Below are 18620 nucleotides of genomic sequence, written 5' to 3' on the forward strand. Positions count from 1 at the left end.
TCGGTTTCGTCGTCCATCAGTCGTAGATCCCTTCCACTGTCCACACAGGATTTTCAGTGCCGGAGCACAGGACGAGCACGGCTTCGTCGGCGTCGTCTCGTCCGGAGGCGGCCAGGAGCAGCTGCAGGCGGGCCTGTTGCGGCGTGGCCACGCGACGGCTGGCCGCGACGGGCCACGGGCCGGCCCAGTCGAGGACCGTCCGCGGCGGGCCGCCCGCGACGCTCAGCCGGCACGGCGGCGCCGTGAGCTGCTTGCGGCTGGTGATGCCCACGGGCATGCCTTGCTCGTCCACGACCTTTACCGGCACGGGCTGTTCGAGCACCGTCGCGGGTGACGGCGCCGGCAGGCGGCCCGGCCACGTGGCGTCCGGCGGTGAGACGGGCTCGCGCGGGTCGCCCCACGGGATGAGGCGGACGCGGCCGGCGGGGTCGCGGCCGCCGTCGAGGATCGGGGTGACGACGCCTTCGGCGCCGAGCAGGCCCTGCACGCGCACGAAGGCGCGGGCGGCGCGTTCGGTGGTGAGCTCGTCGTCCTCACTGCGGTTGCCACCGTGCCAGAGGCCGAGCTGCAGGGACTTGCCCTCGACCGTTTCCTCCGGCTCCAGCCGCAGCCGCGCGACGCCCGAGGTGGGCCGGTTACCTTTCAGCCAGCCCTCGAACTGCCACCGCACGCGGTCGGCGGCCCCTTGGGGCGTCAGGGGTTCCGCGCACCGCCAGACGCGGCCGAGCTGCTCGCCGTCCTCGGTGGTGGCGTAGATGCCGAGGCGCGTGCACGCCAGGCCGCGGCCGGCGAGAGCTGCGTGGAACCGCGCGCCGAGGTTCTTGGCGAGGAACGCCGCGACGTCGATGCGCTCCAGCACCGGGTCGAACTCCTCGGTGAGCGTGAGGTCGGCCGGCGGTTTGCGGCGCAGCGGAGGACGCTCCGACAGCCCGCGCGCCAGGCGGTGGGCGAGCACACCGTCGAGCGCGAAGCGGGACATCACGTCGCGCTCGGTCAGCTCCGCGAACGCCCCGAGCGTCTTGAGGCCCAGGCGCGTGAGCAGGTCGACGAGCTCCTTGCGGTCGACGTCGGGCTGGTCCAGCTCGGTGATGCGCAGGGGCGCGAGGAACTGTGCTGTTTCCCCGGGCGGCACGAACTCACCGTGCCGGGCCGCGATCGTGGCCCCGAACAGCCCCTCCGCCACCCCGACCTGGCACTCGACACCCGCCACCGCGGCCACCTGGTCCAGCAGCTTCTCCGCGAGCGGGTGCTCGCCGCCGAAGTACCCCGCCGCGCCCGCCACGGGCACCGCGATCAGCCCCGGCCGCACCACCTCCAGCCCGACGACCAGCTCCTCCACGGCGCGCGCGACGTTCTCGAACAGCCGCGCGTCCCGCCCGTCGTCCACGCCGAACACGCCCAGCTCGGGACACTTCGACTCCGCCTCCCGCCGCCGCATCCCCCTTCGCACGCCGTTCTGGCGCGCCACCGCGGTACACGCCACGACCCGGTTGGCGAGAAACACCGCGGCCGGCTTGGTGAGCGGCGCACCGGCCGCGGCGACCGCCGCGACGGCGGGCCAGTCGGGGCACCAGAGGACGAGCATCCGGGTGGGGAGGTTGGTGGTTCTGGCAGGTTCTCGGGTGATGGTCATCCGGCCACCTCGGGGTGTCTGATGTGGAGGGATGTCACGCGAGTTCCGCGGTTCTGCGCCGAACGGCCTGCTGCGGCGGACCACGATCGGGATCCGGCGGTGGCCGGAAAGCAACGGTCCTGCGAATCGGGCGCCCGCCGGCGCAAAGCCGACCTGCGCGGCACAACGGCGAAACCCGCGTGGGCGGCGATCCCCTCCGGCTCCCCGCCGGTCTTCACACGACCATCTTGCACAAAGTTCGGCGCGGCACTGCGACCGAAGCGACGTGAATCGCGTAGTCGTCGCCCCAGCGATCTGCGTGGCGAAGCGGGCGCGAAACCCGCGCCGGCGGCGGTCATCCCACGGCCTCCTCGTCGAGACGCTGCAGCGGAAGACCCACCGGCACCGCGAGCGGCTCCGCAGGAAGCGCACGGCCGTCGGGACCGGGCAAGGCGATGGAAACCGACCGGGGCCGGGCAGCGGAACCCCGCCCACGAGCGTGGATCTCGGCGGGCCGGGAGCGCAGAAACCCCGCCCCGGAGCCGAGTAACCCCGTCCACTCGCCCGGGAGGCAGTGGAGTTCCACGTCGGCCGCAGGCCAGGGGCCGAGGGTGAGCAGGACGGTGCCGCGGTGGCGGGCGCGGGCGGAGAGGCGCCGGGCGACCGCCGGGCGGACGGAGCGGGGCTCGGTGACCACGAGGTCGACGCCGTCGAGCAGGGCGGCGACCACGGACGGGTACTCGGCGCCCGGGCGGGGCACGAGGGCGAGGCGCGACACCGCGACGCCGTGTTCCGCCGCCGCGGCGATGCCCAGGGAGGGCACGCCGACCACCGCCGCCCACGACCCGGCGGCGGTGGCCTCGGCGAGCAGGGCGAGGAGCAGCGACGGGGAGCGGTGGATCGCCACGGTGCTCCCGCGCCGAAGCCCCGCGTCGGGCAGCAGGCCGGCCAACGCCGGGGACACCGGGAGCACCCTTCCCGTCGTCCTGGCGTGCTCAGCCTGCTCCGCGACCCGGCTCGCCGTGCTCACACCGGGCAGCGCAGCGAGCCGAGCCACCGGCTCCACCACTGCCGTCACCGCACACCCCTCCCCTTCACACACACGCCGGCGCCCACCCTCACCGCGGGCCCAGGCCAGCGCCCCACAGGACGAGCACCGACGCACCGCGGGGAAGGCGGCCCTCGACACCCTGCATCGAACACCTGTTCGATGTCTCAAGTACACCGGGATCCGGCAGCCGTGTCAAGCCGGGTGTGACTGTGACTCTTACCTGCCACCTGTGAGCTGCCTCTGCCATTGGTCTCGTGTCGGCTGGTGCCGGGCGAACCGCGTCGAGGTCGGTCGCGAGCCACCGGGCGCTGTCTTGGGGCAGCACGCCAACAGGTGGCGCTGATCGCGCCGCATTGGCCTGGCCGGAGTGCTCAGGTTGAGGTGCGAGGGCGGCTGGTCATCCGGAAAATCGTTGACAGGCCTGTCTTTTTGGCCCGTCGCGCCGGTGCCGAACTGTGGGTGGGCCCCGCCGTTCGTGAACCGCGCTGAGCCCGGCTCACGTGCTGGCCGTGCATCGCACGCACCTCGGACGTTTTGAGGCTCCGGCGAGCGGCACCGCGTGGCCTGGGCCCCGTCGTTTCGCCGAGTCTTTCGCCTCGGCGGGTGCCGTCCGATCATGGGTGTATCCGCCTACGGCAGGTGCGGGTCCGAGGTGGCGTCGAGTTGAGCGGCGAGTCGCTGGGCGTAAGGGTCCAGCGCTTGGAGGAACGTGTGTGTGGCTGCGACCTCCTGGCGGAACTGATGGTGTAGGGCTTCGAGATCGACTGAACGTCCCCCCAGGACCGTCCTAAGTGGAGCAGCAAAACCCGAAGCGCGACAACCACAGCACCCTCAGTGCCCGCGATACACTGGCGAGAACAGGGCCACCGGCCCGCACCAACTCCGAGCGAAGCTGGTGGAGACAAGTATGAAACACCTCGCCCTGCGGCCGTTCGCCGAGGAAGACCTGCCGGTGCTCGATCGGTTCGCTACGGAGCCCGAGGTCCTGGGCGCGTTCCAGTGGGCCGGGTTCACCAGCGCGCAGGCCCGCAGACGGCGGTTCGCCGAAGACGGGTTCATCGGTGACGAGTCCACGGCCCTCGCGGTCACCGTGGACGGCGTCGTCGCCGGGATGGCCAGCTGGGAGGCCGCCGATCGCGGCGGGCCGGCGGGTGGCTGTTTCGAGATCGGGGTGACGCTGCTGCCCGACCACCGCGGCCGCGGCCTCGGCACGAAGGCCCACCGCCTGCTGGTCGAGCACCTGTTCCGCTTCACGCGCGCCCACCGGCTCGAGGCGTTCACCGACAGCGAGAACCTCACCGAGCAGCGCGCGCTGGAGAAGGCTGGCTTCCACCGGGAGGGCTTGATGTGCCAGGTGACCTGGCGAGACGGTGCCTACCGCGACGAAGTCGTGTACGCACGCCTTCGCGAATAACGATGGGGCCGGCCCTCGAAAAAGAGAGCCGGCCCCCACGAAAACGTCAGTGCGCGAAGTGGCGCGTCCCCGTCAGGTAGAGCGTGACGCCCGCCTTCTCGGCCGCCGCGATCACCTCGGCGTCGCGGATGGACCCGCCGGGCTGCACGACGGCGCGCACGCCGGCCTCGAGCAGCACCTCGAGCCCGTCCGGGAACGGGAAGAACGCGTCGGACGCGCCGACGGAACCCTTCGCCCGGTCGCCCGCGCGCGCGACCGCCAGCCGCGACGAGTCGACGCGGTTGACCTGGCCCATGCCGACGCCGACGGTCGCGCCGTCGTGAGCCAGCAGGATCGCGTTGGACTTCACCGCGCGCAGCGCGCGCCACGCGAAGGCCAGGTCGGCCAGAGTCGCCGCGTCGGCCGCCGTGCCGGTGGCGAGCTGCCAGTTGGCGGGGTCGTCGCCGGGCGCGTCGATCGCATCGACGGTCTGCACGAGCACGCCGCCGGAGATCGGCCGCAGCTCGACGGGCGCCGGGTTCTCGATCACGGGCAGCTTCAGCAGCCGCACGTTCTTCTTGCGCTGCAGGATCTCCAGCGCCTCCGGCTCGAAGTCGGGCGCCAGCACGACCTCGGTGAACACCTCGGCGATCTGCTCCGCCGCGTCCACGGTCACCGGGCGGTTCGTGGCGATCACGCCGCCGTAGGCCGAAACCGGGTCGCACGCGTGGGCCTTGCGGTGCGCCTCGGCGATGTCCGCGCCCACCGCGATGCCGCACGGGTTGGCGTGCTTGATGATCGCGACGGCCGGGTCGGCGAAGTCGAACGCGGCGCGGCGAGCGGCGTCGGTGTCGACGTAGTTGTTGTACGACATGGCCTTGCCGTGCAGCTGCTCCGCGTGCGCGAGGCCCGGCTGCGTGCTCCGGTACAGCGCGGCCTTCTGGTGCGGGTTCTCGCCGTAGCGCAGTACGTCGCCGCGGTCCCAGGTGGCGCCCAGGAAGTCGGGGAAACCGGAGTCGTCCGCCGGCGCGTACACGTTGGCGAACCACGAAGCGACCGCCGAGTCGTACGCCGCCGTGTGCGCGTACGCCTGCGCGGCGAGCCGCTTGCGGTCGACGAGCTCGAAGCCGCCCGCCGCGACCTGCTCCAGCACCCACGCGTAGCGCGCCGGGTCCACGACCACCGCGACGCTGCCGTGGTTCTTCGCAGCCGCGCGCACCATCGCCGGGCCGCCGATGTCGATGTTCTCCACGCAGTCCTCGGGGCTCGCGCCCGACGCGACCGTCTGCGTGAACGGGTACAGGTTCACCACGAGCAGGTCGAACGCCGCGATCTCGAGCTTCCGCAGCTGCTCGACGTGGTCGGGGTTGTCCTGGTCGGCCAGCAGCCCCGCGTGCACGCGCGGGTGCAGCGTCTTCACGCGGCCGTCGAGCGACTCGGGGAACCCGGTCACCTGCTCGACCGGCGTGACGGGGACCCCGGCGTTCGCGATCACCTTCGCGGTGCCGCCGGTCGACACGATCTCCACGCCCGCGGCGTGCAGACCGGTCGCGAGCTCGAGCAGGCCGGCCTTGTCCGAGACGCCGATCAGCGCGCGCCGGACCGGGCGTCGTCCCTCTGCAGTGCTCACGAAAACCTCACCTTTCGTCCGTCCACGGTGCAGCCACCACGGCCGAGTCGCTCGATCGTTTCAACCAGCAGCCTGCGTTCCACGGCCTTGATCCGCTCGTGCAGGACGTCTTCGGTGTCCTCGGCCTCCACGACCACCGCCTCCTGGGCGATGACGGGGCCGGTGTCCACGCCCGCGTCGACGAAGTGCACGGTCGACCCGGTCACCTTCACGCCGGCCGCCAGCGCGTCGGCGACCGCGTGCATCCCCGGGAACGACGGCAGCAACGCCGGGTGCGTGTTGATCACCCGGTTCGCGAACCGGGACAGAAACTGCGCGCCGAGGATCTTCATGAACCCCGCCGACACCACCAGGTCGGGCGAGTACGCGGCAACGGCCTCGGTGAGCGCCTTGTCCCATGCGTCACGATCGGGGTGGTCGGCGACGCGGACAGTGAACGACGGCACGCTCGCGCGCTCGGCGCGGGCCAGCGCCTCGATGCCTGTTCGGTCGGCGCCGACGGCCACGACCTGCGCCGGGAACGCGGGGCGCGCGACGGCGTCGAGCACCGCCTGCAGCAGCGTGCCCGAACCGGACGCGAGCACGACGATCTTCACCGGGGTCGGCAGGTCCAAGCGGCTGGCCAGAACGGGCTCCTTGCACGGCGGCGGCGCACCTCGGGCGCACCGCGCTTCACCAGGTCACCCCAACCCTAACGGTCGCGCTCGCGGCCCTCGTCCTCGCCGGAGTCGTCGGTGGACTCGGTCACAGCTCCGGACCCGTCGGAGGCATGCTCCGGACGCGTTTCCGGCTGGTCGAGCGAGACGTCTTCGGGCAGCTCGAGGCCCAGTTCGGCCTCGGCTTCGGCGTCGAACTCGTCGTAGTCGGGCTCGGGCTGCCGGGGCCGGGGAGCTGTTCCGGGCTCCGGTTCCGGCTCGGTGAACTCGGCCTCGAACTCGTCGGTGTCGAGTTCTTCCGGGTCGACGTCGGCCAGCACCTCTTCGGGATCGAGTTCGTCGACGTCTTCCTCGCCCGGTTCGTCCGTGCCCGCTTCGGACTCGTCGGAATCTTCGGCCAGGTCGTCTTCGGCCAGGCCCTCTTCGTCGACGAACTCTTCGCCGAACTCCTCCTCGACGTCCAGCGTGTCCGGCGGCGCGGCGGGTGCGTGCGCACCAGCGAAGAACGCCACGAACCCACCCGGGATCACGATCCAGCAGAACGCCACGATCGACGCCACCCCGACCGGCACGCTCACCGGGTCGAAGGGGCCATCGGCGAGGCGTCCGCCCGCGAGCGTCCCGAGCACCACGCAGCCGAACCCGACCACGGCGCCCGCGATGGCGACGATCCGGATCCGGCCGGCCGGGTCGTCGTCCGCGTGGCGCACCGACCAGCCGACCAGCGCGCCGACGGCCGCCGGCAGCACCAACAGCACGGGCCACCACGCGGCGGTGTGCTCGGGGATGCCGCCGAGCAGCGGCACCGCGGGCACGGAGCCACCGCGGTAGCCGACGAGGCTGACGTCGAGCGAGCCGATCGTGAAACCGGGTCCGCTGACGAACGACAGCGCCGCCACCACGGCGTTGGGCAGGTAGGCCACCGAAAGCAGGAACAGTCCGAAGCTGTTGCCGAACGAGGGCTCGAACAGATCATCCACAGTGGACATCGAGGCCGCCGTGGCGACCGTGAACACGATCGCGCCCACCGCCAGCAGTGCCGCGAGCCCCAGCGCGCCCGCGCGCAGGCCTCGTGCGGCCAGCGGGTCGAGCCGGTCGGCGATCGCCGCGGGCAGGCCGCAGCGCCGCAGTGCGCCGCCCGTGGCCGCCAGCACGGCGAACACGCCGGGCACCACGAACGCCAGCACCGGGTTCACCCGCACCGGCGCGCTCAGGGAGAGCAGCCCGATCAGGAGGCCGAACAGCGCGTGGGCGGCGCCGATCACGGAGATCAGGGGAACGGCCCGGCGCAGCGTCGTGCAGCCCAGCCGCAGGGCGGCGCCGGACGCGGTGCGGGCCACGAGCAGCACGGCGCCGATCGTCGGCAGCAGCGGGAGCACACCCAGCGGGTGGCCGCCGATGCCGAGCTGCACCTGGAACCCCGCGAGCCAGCCGGGGCCGGCCGAGAGCAGCACGTCGGCGGCGGAGAACGCGGTGCGCTCGGCGGTCAGCGCGACGAGTGCCACCACCGTCGCGACCACGGCGTACTCCGTGATCAGGGGGCCGAAGGCGGCGGTGAGCAACACCCGCACCCGGGTGGCCGGAGCGGCCTCGGCGTCGAGTTCGACGGTGTCGCCCACCGGCTCGCCGCCCGGCGGGCGTGGAGATCTGGTGAGCAGCTGCATGCTTCGCACCTTGACACCCGCGCTGGGCCGTCCAGGTGAGGCACGCCGCCCGGCCCAGGCGTGGCGAAGTTAACCCACCCGGTCGGGGCACCCGGACAACAAAAACACCCGCTGTGACACGGAGAGTCACAGCGGGTGTTTTCACGAGGTGACAAGCGCCCCAACGCCACATTCGTTGCGCCCAACGCACCGAACGCCGCATTGGAGCGGTCGGCCCGGGCGCGGCGATCAGCTCTGCTGGCCGAAGCCGCCCGGCGGCGTGCCCGGGGGCTTGCCCTGCTCCCCCTGCGGCTGCTGGAAGAACTGGCCCTGCTGCGGCGCGTACGTGGTGGCTTGCTGACCCGGCGGCGTCACACCCGGCTGCTGCGGGTACTGGCCCGGCTGCTGCTGCTGCGGTTGGAATGGCCCGGCCTGGCCGTACTGCTGGTGGCGCGGCACGGCGGGCTTGGGCGCCGGCGGCTTGAGCACGCCGTACTCCATCAGCAGCGCGGCCACCGCGACCAGCATCTGCACGATGCCGAGAATGAGCACCACCGTGACGATGCCCGGTGTGCTCGCCTCGGCCACCACCGTGTCGAGCGTCCCGAGCGCGCCGACCACGCTGAACAGCGCGGCGAACGGCAGCACCCGCGGCGCCTTCGGCAGCGCGTGCAGCGCCGCGAGCAGGCCACCGGTGAGCAGGAAGATCGTTTCCTGGCCGACGTCACCCGCTTCGTCGGAGAAGCCGATGAAGTACTGGACGACGCTCAGCACGGTCACCACGAGCGCGAGGACGAGCGGGAGGTTCTGCGGCAGCACGGGCCCGGCCGAGGGCGGCGGTCCCTGCTGCGGCTGCTGTTGCGGGAACCCGCCCGACGGGGGCGGTCCCTGAGGGGGCTGCTGCTGGCCACCGCCCTGCTGGGGGTAGCCAGGCCCGCCGCTGGGGAAGGTCATCGGAAGCTCTCCTGTCGTTCGCCGGCAACTCCGGGGGAAGGTGGCACCCGGACGAATCACGTGACGGCCGCGTCGGGCGAACGCTAGCGCATCCGAGGGTCCCCCGTCTGGGCCGTTGGACGCACGGGATGCCCGATCGGTTGCGGCCGGAAACGCCGCGGGCCGGGCACCGATCCCGGCGCCCGGCCCGCGTTGACCGCGTTTATGCAGGTCAGAGGTTGTTGTACAGCTCGCGCGCGAGGACGGCGGTCTCGCTCGGGGTCTTGCCGACCTTCACGCCGGCGGCCTCGAGTGCCTCCTTCTTCGCGACCGCCGTGCCGGAGGAACCGGACACGATGGCACCCGCGTGACCCATGGTCTTGCCCTCGGGGGCGGTGAAGCCCGCGACGTAGCCGACCACCGGCTTGGTGACGTGCTCCTTGATGAAGGCCGCGGCCCGCTCCTCGGCGTCACCACCGATCTCACCGATCATCACGATGACCTTGGTGTCGGCGTCCTTCTCGAACGCCTCGAGGGCGTCGATGTGGGTGGTGCCGATGATGGGGTCACCGCCGATGCCGACGGCCGTGGAGAAGCCGATGTCACGCAGCTCGTACATCATCTGGTAGGTCAGCGTGCCGGACTTCGAGACAAGGCCGATGTGGCCCGGGCCCGAGATGTCGGCGGGGATGATACCGGCGTTGGACTTGCCGGGGCTGATGACGCCCGGGCAGTTCGGGCCGATGATGCGGGTCTTGTTGCCCTTGGCGACGGCGTGGGCCCAGAAGTAGGCCGAGTCGTGCACCGGGATGCCCTCGGTGATCACCACGGCGAGCGGGATCTCGGCGTCGACGGCCTCGATCACGGCGTCCTTGGCGAACTTCGGCGGCACGAAGATGACCGACACGTCGGCGCCGGTCTCCTTGATCGCCTCTTCGACGGTGCCGAAGACCTTGAGGTCCTTGCCCTCGATGGTCACGGTCTGGCCGGCCTTGCGGGCGTTGACGCCACCCACGATGTTCGTGCCGGACTTCAGCATCTTGGTCGCGTGCTTCATGCCCTCGGAGCCGGTGAGCCCCTGCACGATGACCTTGCTGTTCTCGTTCAGGAAGATCGACATCTCACGCACCTGCCGCGGCAAGCTCGGCAGCCTTGTCGGCCGCGTTGTCCATTGTGTCCACCACGGTGACGAGCGGGTGGTTCGCGTCGGCCAGGATCTGGCGTCCCTCGACGACGTTGTTGCCGTCCAGGCGGACGACCAGCGGCTTGGTGGCCTCGTCGCCCAGGATCTTCAGGGCCTCGACGATGCCGCGGGCGACCTCGTCGCACGCGGTGATGCCGCCGAAGACGTTGACGAAGACGCTCTTCACGTCGGTGTCGTTGAGGATGACGTCCAGACCGGCCGCCATGACCTCCGCCGACGCGCCGCCGCCGATGTCGAGGAAGTTCGCCGGCTTCACGCCGCCGTGCTTCTCACCCGCGTACGCCACCACGTCCAGAGTGGACATGACGAGCCCGGCGCCGTTGCCGATGATGCCGACCTGGCCGTCGAGCTTGACGTAGTTGAGGTTCTTGGCCTTGGCCTTCGCCTCGAGGGGGTTCTCGGCGTCCTTGTCGACCAGGGCTTCGTGCCCGGCCTGACGGAAGGAGGCGTTCTCGTCCAGGGTGACCTTGCCGTCGAGGGCGATGATCTTGTCCTGGGGGTCGCGCACCAGCGGGTTGACCTCGACGAGGGTGGCGTCCTCGGAGACGAAGGTCTCCCAGAGCTTCACGACCACATCGGCGGCCTCGTCGATGATGTCGGCCGGGAAGTTGCCGGCCTTCAGGATCTCGAGCGCCTTCGCCTTGTCGACACCGGCGATCGCGTCGACCGGGATCTTCGCGAGCGCGTCGGGGCGCTCCACCGCGAGCTGCTCGATCTCCATGCCGCCCTCGGAGGACGCCATCGCCAGGAACGTGCGGTTCGCGCGGTCCAGCAGGAAGGAGAAGTAGTACTCGGACGCGATGTCCGACGCTTCCGCCACGAGCACGCGGCGCGTGATGTGGCCCTTGATGTCGAGACCCAGGATGGCTTCCGCCTTCTCCTTGGCCTCGTCCGGCGTCTGGGCCAGCTTGACGCCACCGGCCTTGCCGCGACCGCCGACCTTCACCTGCGCCTTGACGACGACCTGGGTGCCGATCTGCTCCGCGGCGGCCTTGGCTTCTTCGGGGGTGTTTGCCACCGAGCCCGGCAGAACCGGTACTCCGTGGGCGGCGAAGAGATCCCTCGCCTGGTACTCGTAGAGGTCCACTACTCCAGTCTCCTGACGACACGCCACTGTGGTGGTCCGTTACCGAACCGCGCTGTCGGACCAGTCGAGGTTAGCGACCAGCGCAGAAGCAGGGGACTCCGCACCTGGTGAAGTCGGTCACCGTGCGCGGTCAGGGGGTGTGAGTCCGCCCACCGGGGAGCTTTTTTCGCGCCCTGCGGCGGCCGTGGCGGCGGATGTCGCCGTGACGACGATCGCGGCGAGGCCGAACCAGAACCCGAGCGCGGGCGTCCGTCCGGCGATCCCGACGAGCGGCAGCTGTGCCACGTGGACGGCCAGCACGAGCGCCGCCCCGGTGAGCGCGGCCGCGGCGGCGCCGGGCCGCGAGCGGACGCTCAGCGCGAGCACGCCCAGGACGACCAGGAGCGCGGTGAGCAGGCCCCACGACGGAGTGTCGAAATCGGACCAGAGCCCGGGCGAGGGATAGTCGGGCGCGGTGAACACGGGCGTGCCGAAGGCGAGGACGGACAGGACCGCGGCCGCGGCGACGGGCAGCAGCACCCGGGGGCGCGGGCCTTCCGTGCCTTCGTCGTCGCGCTCGACGACGCCGGTGATGGCGGCAGCGAGGGCCATGAGCCCGGCGAGGCCGAGCGCGATCGCGGTGAAGACGGCGCCGGCGCCGAGGTGGTAGCTGATGGTGCCGCCGAGACCGTCCAGCCCCGTCAGCCCGGTCGCTTGTGACGCGGTGATGGCAGTGCTGAGCACGGCGGTGCCGGCGAGGACGACGCCGGCCCAGAGGACGGCGAGGATGCCGCGCGCGGTTTTGTACGCGAACAGGAACGGCACCGGGAGGACGACGAGGACCGCGGCCGTGAGCAGGAGCCAGCGGGCGGGGCTCTGGGTCGCAGTGGCCGCGTCGAGCTGTGGCGCGAGGGCGCCCACGACTCCGACCACTGCGGTCAGCAGGGCGAGCAGGGCGGTGGCGGTGCGCCACAGCGTGAGGCTCGGGACGCGCGCTTCGCCGGCGAAATCGGTGCGTTCGACCTGCGCGGTTTGCGGTGTCGCCAGGGGTGCCAGGACGAGCACCACCAGCATCGCCACGACGGCGACGACCGGACCCCACGCGAGGTGCAGTCCGCTGACCGCCAGCCCGCCGACCAGCGGCGGCAACGCCACGGCGAACGTCGCCGCCGCCGCGCCGCCGAGCGTCCCGCGCGCCACTCCGTCGGACGCCGCACCGAGCCCGAGCACGACGGCGAGCAGCAGCGCACCCGCCATGACGAGGTAGCCGGTGAGCGCCAGGCCGGGGCCTTCGAACGCCGAGTGCGCCGGGAAGAACGGGTTGTCCGAGATGACGGGCACCATCAACAGGCCGATGCCCGCGGCGATGGTGAGCAGCGGCACCACGAGCCGCCAGCGCCGTCGCCCGCCGTCGTCGCCCGCGATCTCGTTGAGCCGCCGCGCCACCTGCCCGGCCGCGATCCCGGCGGCGATCGTGAGGGCGTGGCCGGCCAGGAGCAGCCAGAACCCGGCACCGACCGCGCTGCGGTCCAGCAGGCGGTCGGGGAGGTACAGCTCCGGGCGGACGGTTTTGGAGCTGTTGGCGAAGAACTGCAGGTCGAGGAGGAGCCGGCCAAGGGCCAGGGCGGCCAGGCCCACGGTGAGCCCGGCGGCCAGGCCGTGCCTGCCGCTGTAGGCCGCCGCGGCGACGATGCCCGCGGGGATCAGCGCGAGGAGGGTGAGGAGGGGCCAGGCGAGGTAACCCGGGTTCGCGTCGGGTGAGACGGGGAGGATCGCGCCGGCCGTCAGGGCGAGGGCTCCGATGCCGAGGAGCACGACGGCGGTTTTGAGCTCCGGGGAGGGGGTGCGGTCGACGTATTCCAGGTCGGGGTCGAACTGCGGGCGGGGGGCCTGGCCCGGTTCCGTGGTCGGGGCACCGCTGGGCTTGGTGCGGGTGACGCCGTCGCTGACCGCTGCGCTCTCCTTGCTCGCCTCGCCACGACTGCCTCGGCTGCGCCGACTCGTGGCGGCTTCACCCACCGAGCCGCGGTTCACGCTTGCGTGGCCGGGTTCCCCGGCGGTGTCGATCGCGTTGGCGGGTGCCGGGCCGTTCGCGAGGACGTCGCCCTTCGCGCGGGACGAGACGCCACCGGCGGCATCGAGGTCGGCCGCGGCGCCGGGGCTGCCGGCGGGCGTGCAGCCGCTCGCGCGGCGGGTCTGGGCGCGGGCGCGCTCGCGGGCGGCGGCCTTGCGCTCGGCGAGGCTGGGCCGTCGGGGGCCGGCGGACGGCCTGGGGCTGTCCGGGTCGGAACCGGAACGGGCCGGGGAGGAGTCCCCGTCGTGGGGTCCTTCGGACGAAGTCATCGGACGCGACGCTAGCAAGTCGGACACCGAGCGGCCCCCGCAGTGGGACCGCTGCGGGGCGGTCGGCGGCGGCAGGGCACGGCTTCGCCGGGGCTGCAACCGGTGGCGGCAAGGCGTCGGCCCACGTCGGCAAGTTGGTCGGGCGAGCGGGTGATCATCCGCGGAGGCGAGTGACCGGCGCCACAGGCGCGGGCGTGAATTCCCTTCAACACGAGGCCGCAAACGTTTATTTCAACGAGCGGACCGTTTGGTCGGGTGCGAGGGGACCGTTCGGGGGCGCGAGTGCCCGAAAGTCCTGTAACAGAGATCACACTGATCGGAGTAGTTTCAGATTAACTTTGGGTAATCCCTAAAGCTAGCAGCGTGATGGGAGCCGCCCGTTCGGCCGAAACGGCGGGGACATCTTGCTCACAACGGTGCCCCTTCGTTACTGTCCCCCGGTCCCCATTACAGTCAGGTCACGAAGCGCGGCGCCGAGCGAACCACCCCCGAGGTTGGTTCAACGGGACCCCCGCCCGTAGTCCGCGACGACCCGGCTCCCCGACGATGGAAGGCCCTGTCTTGGCTTCACACCGCTCCCCCGGCGGCCAAGCCCCTTCCCCGGCGCTGAAGGACGCACTGGACGGTGCGGTCATCCGCGTGCGGGGTTCGCACCGCATCGCACCGCCGTCCTCCGCCCTGCGTGGGCGGGTCGTGGTCGCAGCTGTCGCGGCCGGCGCGTTCGCCGCTGCCGCCGCGGGCCAGACCCTCAAGACCGTGACGACCGACTCCGACGCCGCCGTCACCCCGCTCGCCAACGCCCAGGACGCGAGTGCCTCGTTCACGCTCGGCAGCGCGGGTTCAGGGGGAGCCCCCGAGTTGTTGCCCGCCGGGCACTCGATGGACGCCTCCGCCGAGGCCGCCCGCATGGCCGACAGCCTGAAGGTCACCGAAGCCCGCGAGAAGGCCGAAGCCGCAGCCGCTCAGAAGGCCAAGGAAGAAGCCGAGCGCCCCAAGACCTGCCTGCCGGCCCACGGCACATTCACCTCGGGCTTCGGCGCTCGCTGGGGCAGCAGCCACCTCGGCATCGACATCGCGAACTCGATCGGCACCCCGATCTACGCCGCCTCCGACGGCACCGTCATCCAGGCCGGCCCCGCCAGCGGCTTCGGCCTCTGGGTCCGCATCCAGCTCGACGACGGCACCATCCAGGTCTACGGGCACATGAACAGCTTCTCCGTCCACGAAGGCCAGAAGGTCAAGTGCGGCGAGCAGATCGCCGAGATCGGCAACCGCGGCGAGAGCACCGGCCCGCACCTGCACTTCGAGGTCTGGCAGAACGGCACGAAGAAGATCGACCCGCGCCCGTGGCTCGCCGCTCGCGGCATCGTCGTCTGAGTTACGGCCGTCTCTCCTTGCTGTTCTTCGGTTCAACACCGTTTTCCGGCTGCAACACTGTTCCACCCGGCCACGGTCAGCGCCCCCGCGCTCGCCGTGGCTGTGTGCTTTCCGGGCCCTGCCGAGGGCAACCGGCCGCCCGCGCCGCGATGTCCCCGACACTGCCGCCAAGACGCCGAGAGAACCGACGGGTTTTTCGTGAGCCGCCGAGACTCTGTGATCGATCCGCTCGCTTCCACCTCCTAGCTCTGCCGAGTTCAGCCGTTCCTGCGCCCCCTGGCCACGTTCCGGCCCCTGCGATGGCGCTCGCCGTCGCAGTGCGATGCCCCGCTGCTTCCGCAGCACCGCTCTGCCAGACCCCAACCTCGCTCCGGACTCCCCTGGCTCCGTGACCAGCCGCGCCGAGCGACCGGCCGCCCCGGCCCGCGCATACGTCGCTCATGCGACCACCAACAGCATCGCCAAGCGCTACCGCGAGCAGGCGATTCCGCCGCGCGCGAAGCTACGGCCCCGCCCGAACGGCCAGCACGGAGTCGGACCGACCACCTCGCTCCGGACTCCCCTGGCTCCGTGACCAGTCGCGCCGAGTGACCGACCACCCGCGCCCGCGCGCCCGCCCGTGCGTCACTCACGCAACCACCGACAGCATCCCTCAAGCGCTACCGCGAGCAGGCGAATCCGGCGCGCGCGAAGCTACGGCGCCGCCCGAGCGGCCAGCACGGAGCTAGCGTTCCCCGGTGGGCGCGCGGCGGATGAAGTAGGCGACGGCGACCTGCCAGACCGTGCAGAGGCCGGCCGGGCGGCGGAGGGGCCAGCGGCCCAGGCGGCCCGCGCCGCAGGTTTGGCAGTGGCCGTCGGGGCCGAGGTCGTGGTGGCGGAGCAGGGCGCGCCACGCGGCGGCCAAGCGGTGGGCTTCCCCCGAAGCCCACCCGGAGGCGGGCTCGGAAGAGCCGGGAGAACCGAACTCCGACGGGCCCGCAGCGCCGCTCCTCGAGCCGGCCGAACCGCCGGCACCCCCTGTGGGTCCCGAAGTCCCCAGAACTCCCTGTAAATAGTCCTGCACCCCCGCGGCCAGGACCCCGAACAAGATCGCGTCCACACCCTCGTGCTCCCTCCCGAGGCGGCCGGCGAACGAGCACCAGCCTACCTCATCCATTCGAACTTGTGTTCGACTGAGGGAGCCTAACCGAGGGGTCCGACAAAAATCAGAGCTTCACCATCGGCACGCTGCCGATCAGCATGAGGCGGACCTTGCCGGATGCGCCGAAGTCGATGGTGGCCGTGGCGCGGGGGCCGACGCCGTCGCAGGAGATGACGGTGCCGAGGCCGTACTTGTCGTGACTGACGCGGTCGCCGACGTCGAGCTTGAGGGCCACCATGTCCTTCCAGCCCTTGCCGAACGGAGACGACGAAGTAGTAGTCGACGGAGACCGCCGGCCCCACGTGGTGGCCGCGCGCGGGCCCGAAGAAGACGAGCCCGAAGAAGACCCGAAGTTGCCGAAGCCCGGCGAAGACGGCTCCAGCCGGCGCCAGTCGACGAGGTCCGGTGGCAGCTCGTCGAGGAAGCGCGAAGCCGGGTTCATCTGCGGCTGGCCCCACGCCGAACGCACCAGCGCCCGCGAGACATACAGCCGTTGCCGCGCGCGCGTAATGGCCACGTACGCGAGCCGACGCTCTTCCGCAAGCTCCGTCGGGTCACCGAGGGCGCGCATGTGCGGGAAGACGCCGTCCTCCCAGCCCGTGCAGAACACCACCGGGTACTCGAGGCCCTTCGCGGTGTGCACGGTCATCAGCGTGACGACTCCGGCGCCGCCGTCGCCCTCGTCGCCGCCGTCGGGCGACGGGATCGAGTCGGCGTCGGCGACCAGGGACACGCGCTCCAGGAACGCGGCGAGCGAACCGGGCGCGGGCACGCCGTCGTCGAGCACCAGCTCGGCGTTCTCGTCCTGCTGGACCTCGGCGGTGAACTCCGCGAACTCGCGCGCCACCGTGACGAGCTCCGTGAGGTTCTCCACGCGGGAGGCGTCCTGCGGGTCGTCCGACTCCTCGAGCTCGGCGCGGTAACCCGTGCGCTCCAGCACGGCCTCCAGCAGATCGTGCACCTCGGACCCCGACGCCGCCAGCTCGCCCAGGTCGTCGAGCAGCGACACGAACCCGGTGATCGCCTTGGCCGACCGCGGGTTCAGCAGCGCCACCTTGCCCTCGACGGCATCGCGCAACGCCGCCGCGAAGGTGATGCGCTCGCGCTCCGCGTGCGTGGCCACCACGGCCTCCGCGCGGTCGCCGATGCCGCGCTTGGGCACGTTGAGGATGCGGCGCAACGACACCGTGTCGTCCGGGTTCGACAGCACGCGCAAGTAGGCGAGCATGTCGCGCACCTCGCGCCGCTCGTAGAACCGCACGCCGCCGACGACCTTGTACGGCAAGCCCAAGCGGATGAAGATTTCCTCGAACACCCGCGACTGGTTGTTGGTGCGGTAGAAGACGGCGACGTCGGAGTAGTCGGCCTCGCCTTTCTCCGCCAGCGCGTCGATCTCGCCCGCGACGAACGCGGCCTCGTCGTGGTCGTTGTCCGACACGTAGCCGACGATCTTCTCGCCGTCGCCCGAATCCGTCCACAGGCGCTTCGCCCGCCGGTTGGGGTTGCGCTCGATCACGGCGTTGGCCGCCGACAGGATCGTCTGCGTGGAGCGGTAGTTCTGCTCCAGGAGGATGGTGTGCGCGTTGGGGAAGTCGCGCTCGAACTCCTCGATGTTGCGGATCGTCGCGCCCCGGAAGGCATAGATCGACTGGTCCGCATCACCCACCACGACCAGCTCGGCCGGGTCGATGCCGGTGTCGGTGGCCTCGGTCCCGGCCAACACGCGCACCAGCGTGTACTGCGCGTGGTTCGTGTCCTGGTACTCGTCGACGAGGATGTGGCGGAACCGTCTGCGGTAGTACTCCGCGACGTCCGGAAACGCCTGCAGCAGCGAGACCGTGCGCATGATCAGGTCGTCGAAGTCGAACGCGTTGGCCGCTTCGAGCCGGCGCTGGTACTCGACGTAGACCTCGGCGACGCGGCGCTCCAGGTCGTTGGCGGCGTTGGCCACCGCCGCGTCGGGGTCCGTCAGCTCGTTCTTGAGGTTCGAGATGTGCACCGCGAGCGTGCGCGCGGCGTACTTCTTCGGGTCGATGTCGAGGTCGCGCGCGACGAGCGTGATGAGCCGCTTGGTGTCGTCCGAGTCGTAGATGGAGAAGCTCGACGACATGTCCAGCGTCTTCGCCTCGCGGCGCAGGATCCGCACGCACATCGAGTGGAACGTGGACACCCACATCGCGTTGGCGCGGCGGCCGACGAGCGACGCGACGCGCTCACGCATCTCGGCCGCGGCCTTGTTGGTGAACGTGATCGCCATGATCTCGCCGGGGTGCACACCCCGCTCCGCCAACAGGTACGCGATGCGGCGCGTGAGCACGCGGGTCTTGCCCGACCCCGCGCCGGCGACGACGAGCAGTGGCCCGCCGGCGTGCATGACCGCTTCGCGCTGCGCGGGATTGAGGTCCTCGAGCAGCTCGGCGGCGGCCTTGCGGGCGGGCGCGGGCTTTTCTGCGGGGAGATCGAAGAGGGTGTCCATCGCCCATCCACGCTACCCCTGGGGCACGACAGGTTCTCAACAGGCAACTGCGCCTGTCGACGTACGCCGCGGTGCCGCCTCCCGTCCGACGCGCA

The 18620-nt window shown here is 71.5% G+C and carries 13 protein-coding genes; 2 read left to right on the forward strand and 11 right to left on the reverse strand.

Features of this window, described 5'->3' with window-relative positions; genetic code table 11:
* Positions 1–16 precede the first annotated feature (16 nt).
* Together AB0F91_RS13230 and AB0F91_RS13235 are read right to left on the reverse strand one after the other, a co-directional pair.
* Positions 17–1585: a DNA polymerase Y family protein gene (locus AB0F91_RS13230; RefSeq protein ID WP_360597817.1), complete on the reverse strand. Its 1569-nt coding sequence runs from the start codon at positions 1583–1585 to the stop codon at positions 17–19.
* A 382-nt stretch (positions 1586–1967) separates the two neighbouring features.
* Positions 1968–2690 (reverse strand): hypothetical protein, encoded by a 723-nt coding sequence (locus AB0F91_RS13235; protein WP_360597400.1) that lies wholly within the window; start codon positions 2688–2690, stop codon positions 1968–1970.
* Positions 2691–3570: 880 nt separating this feature from the next.
* Here AB0F91_RS13235 and AB0F91_RS13240 point away from each other — a divergent pair.
* A complete protein-coding gene (locus tag AB0F91_RS13240) occupies positions 3571–4077 on the forward strand; it encodes a GNAT family protein (protein ID WP_360597402.1) in 507 nt (168 codons plus the stop codon).
* 46 nt (positions 4078–4123) lie between these two features.
* On the opposite strand, the gene purH is transcribed toward AB0F91_RS13240, so the two are convergent.
* The 7 genes from purH to AB0F91_RS13275 all read right to left on the reverse strand — a co-directional run bounded on the left by purH (position 4124) and on the right by AB0F91_RS13275 (position 13531).
* Complete coding sequence (gene purH, locus AB0F91_RS13245; RefSeq protein WP_360597403.1) at positions 4124–5686, reverse strand: bifunctional phosphoribosylaminoimidazolecarboxamide formyltransferase/IMP cyclohydrolase; 1563 nt, start codon at positions 5684–5686, stop codon at positions 4124–4126.
* The gene (gene purN, locus AB0F91_RS13250; RefSeq protein WP_360597405.1) at positions 5683–6300 is read right to left on the reverse strand and encodes a phosphoribosylglycinamide formyltransferase; all 618 of its coding nucleotides are present in this window, start codon (positions 6298–6300) and stop codon (positions 5683–5685) included. The genes purH and purN overlap by 4 nt, the downstream gene beginning before the upstream one ends.
* Positions 6301–6377: 77 nt before the next feature.
* On the reverse strand, positions 6378–8006 hold the full coding sequence (locus AB0F91_RS13255; protein ID WP_360597407.1) for a DUF6350 family protein: 1629 nt from the start codon (positions 8004–8006) through the stop codon (positions 6378–6380).
* 228 nt (positions 8007–8234) lie between these two features.
* Positions 8235–8939 (reverse strand): DUF5336 domain-containing protein, encoded by a 705-nt coding sequence (locus AB0F91_RS13260; protein ID WP_360597409.1) that lies wholly within the window; start codon positions 8937–8939, stop codon positions 8235–8237.
* 211 nt (positions 8940–9150) lie between these two features.
* Entirely contained in the window at positions 9151–10038 is an 888-nt protein-coding gene (gene sucD, locus AB0F91_RS13265) for a succinate--CoA ligase subunit alpha (protein WP_360597410.1), read from the reverse strand.
* Position 10039: 1 nt separating this feature from the next.
* Positions 10040–11209: an ADP-forming succinate--CoA ligase subunit beta gene (sucC, locus tag AB0F91_RS13270; RefSeq protein WP_360597411.1), complete on the reverse strand. Its 1170-nt coding sequence runs from the start codon at positions 11207–11209 to the stop codon at positions 10040–10042.
* Positions 11210–11326: 117 nt separating this feature from the next.
* Complete coding sequence (locus tag AB0F91_RS13275) at positions 11327–13531, reverse strand: hypothetical protein (RefSeq protein ID WP_360597413.1); 2205 nt, start codon at positions 13529–13531, stop codon at positions 11327–11329.
* 693 nt (positions 13532–14224) lie between these two features.
* Here AB0F91_RS13275 and AB0F91_RS13280 point away from each other — a divergent pair.
* Positions 14225–14908 (forward strand): M23 family metallopeptidase, encoded by a 684-nt coding sequence (locus AB0F91_RS13280; protein WP_360597819.1) that lies wholly within the window; start codon positions 14225–14227, stop codon positions 14906–14908.
* Between the two features lie 724 nt (positions 14909–15632).
* Here AB0F91_RS13280 and AB0F91_RS13285 read toward each other — a convergent pair.
* The gene (locus AB0F91_RS13285; protein ID WP_360597414.1) at positions 15633–16064 is read right to left on the reverse strand and encodes a hypothetical protein; all 432 of its coding nucleotides are present in this window, start codon (positions 16062–16064) and stop codon (positions 15633–15635) included.
* Positions 16065–16113: 49 nt separating this feature from the next.
* Positions 16114–18525, reverse strand: coding sequence for a DNA helicase PcrA (pcrA, locus tag AB0F91_RS13290; protein WP_360597416.1), 2412 nt, complete (start codon positions 18523–18525; stop codon positions 16114–16116).
* Positions 18526–18620: the final 95 nt, after the last annotated feature.

Origin of the sequence: Amycolatopsis sp. NPDC023774 (genome assembly GCF_040639695.1) — a bacterium.
GTDB lineage: Bacteria > Actinomycetota > Actinomycetes > Mycobacteriales > Pseudonocardiaceae > Amycolatopsis.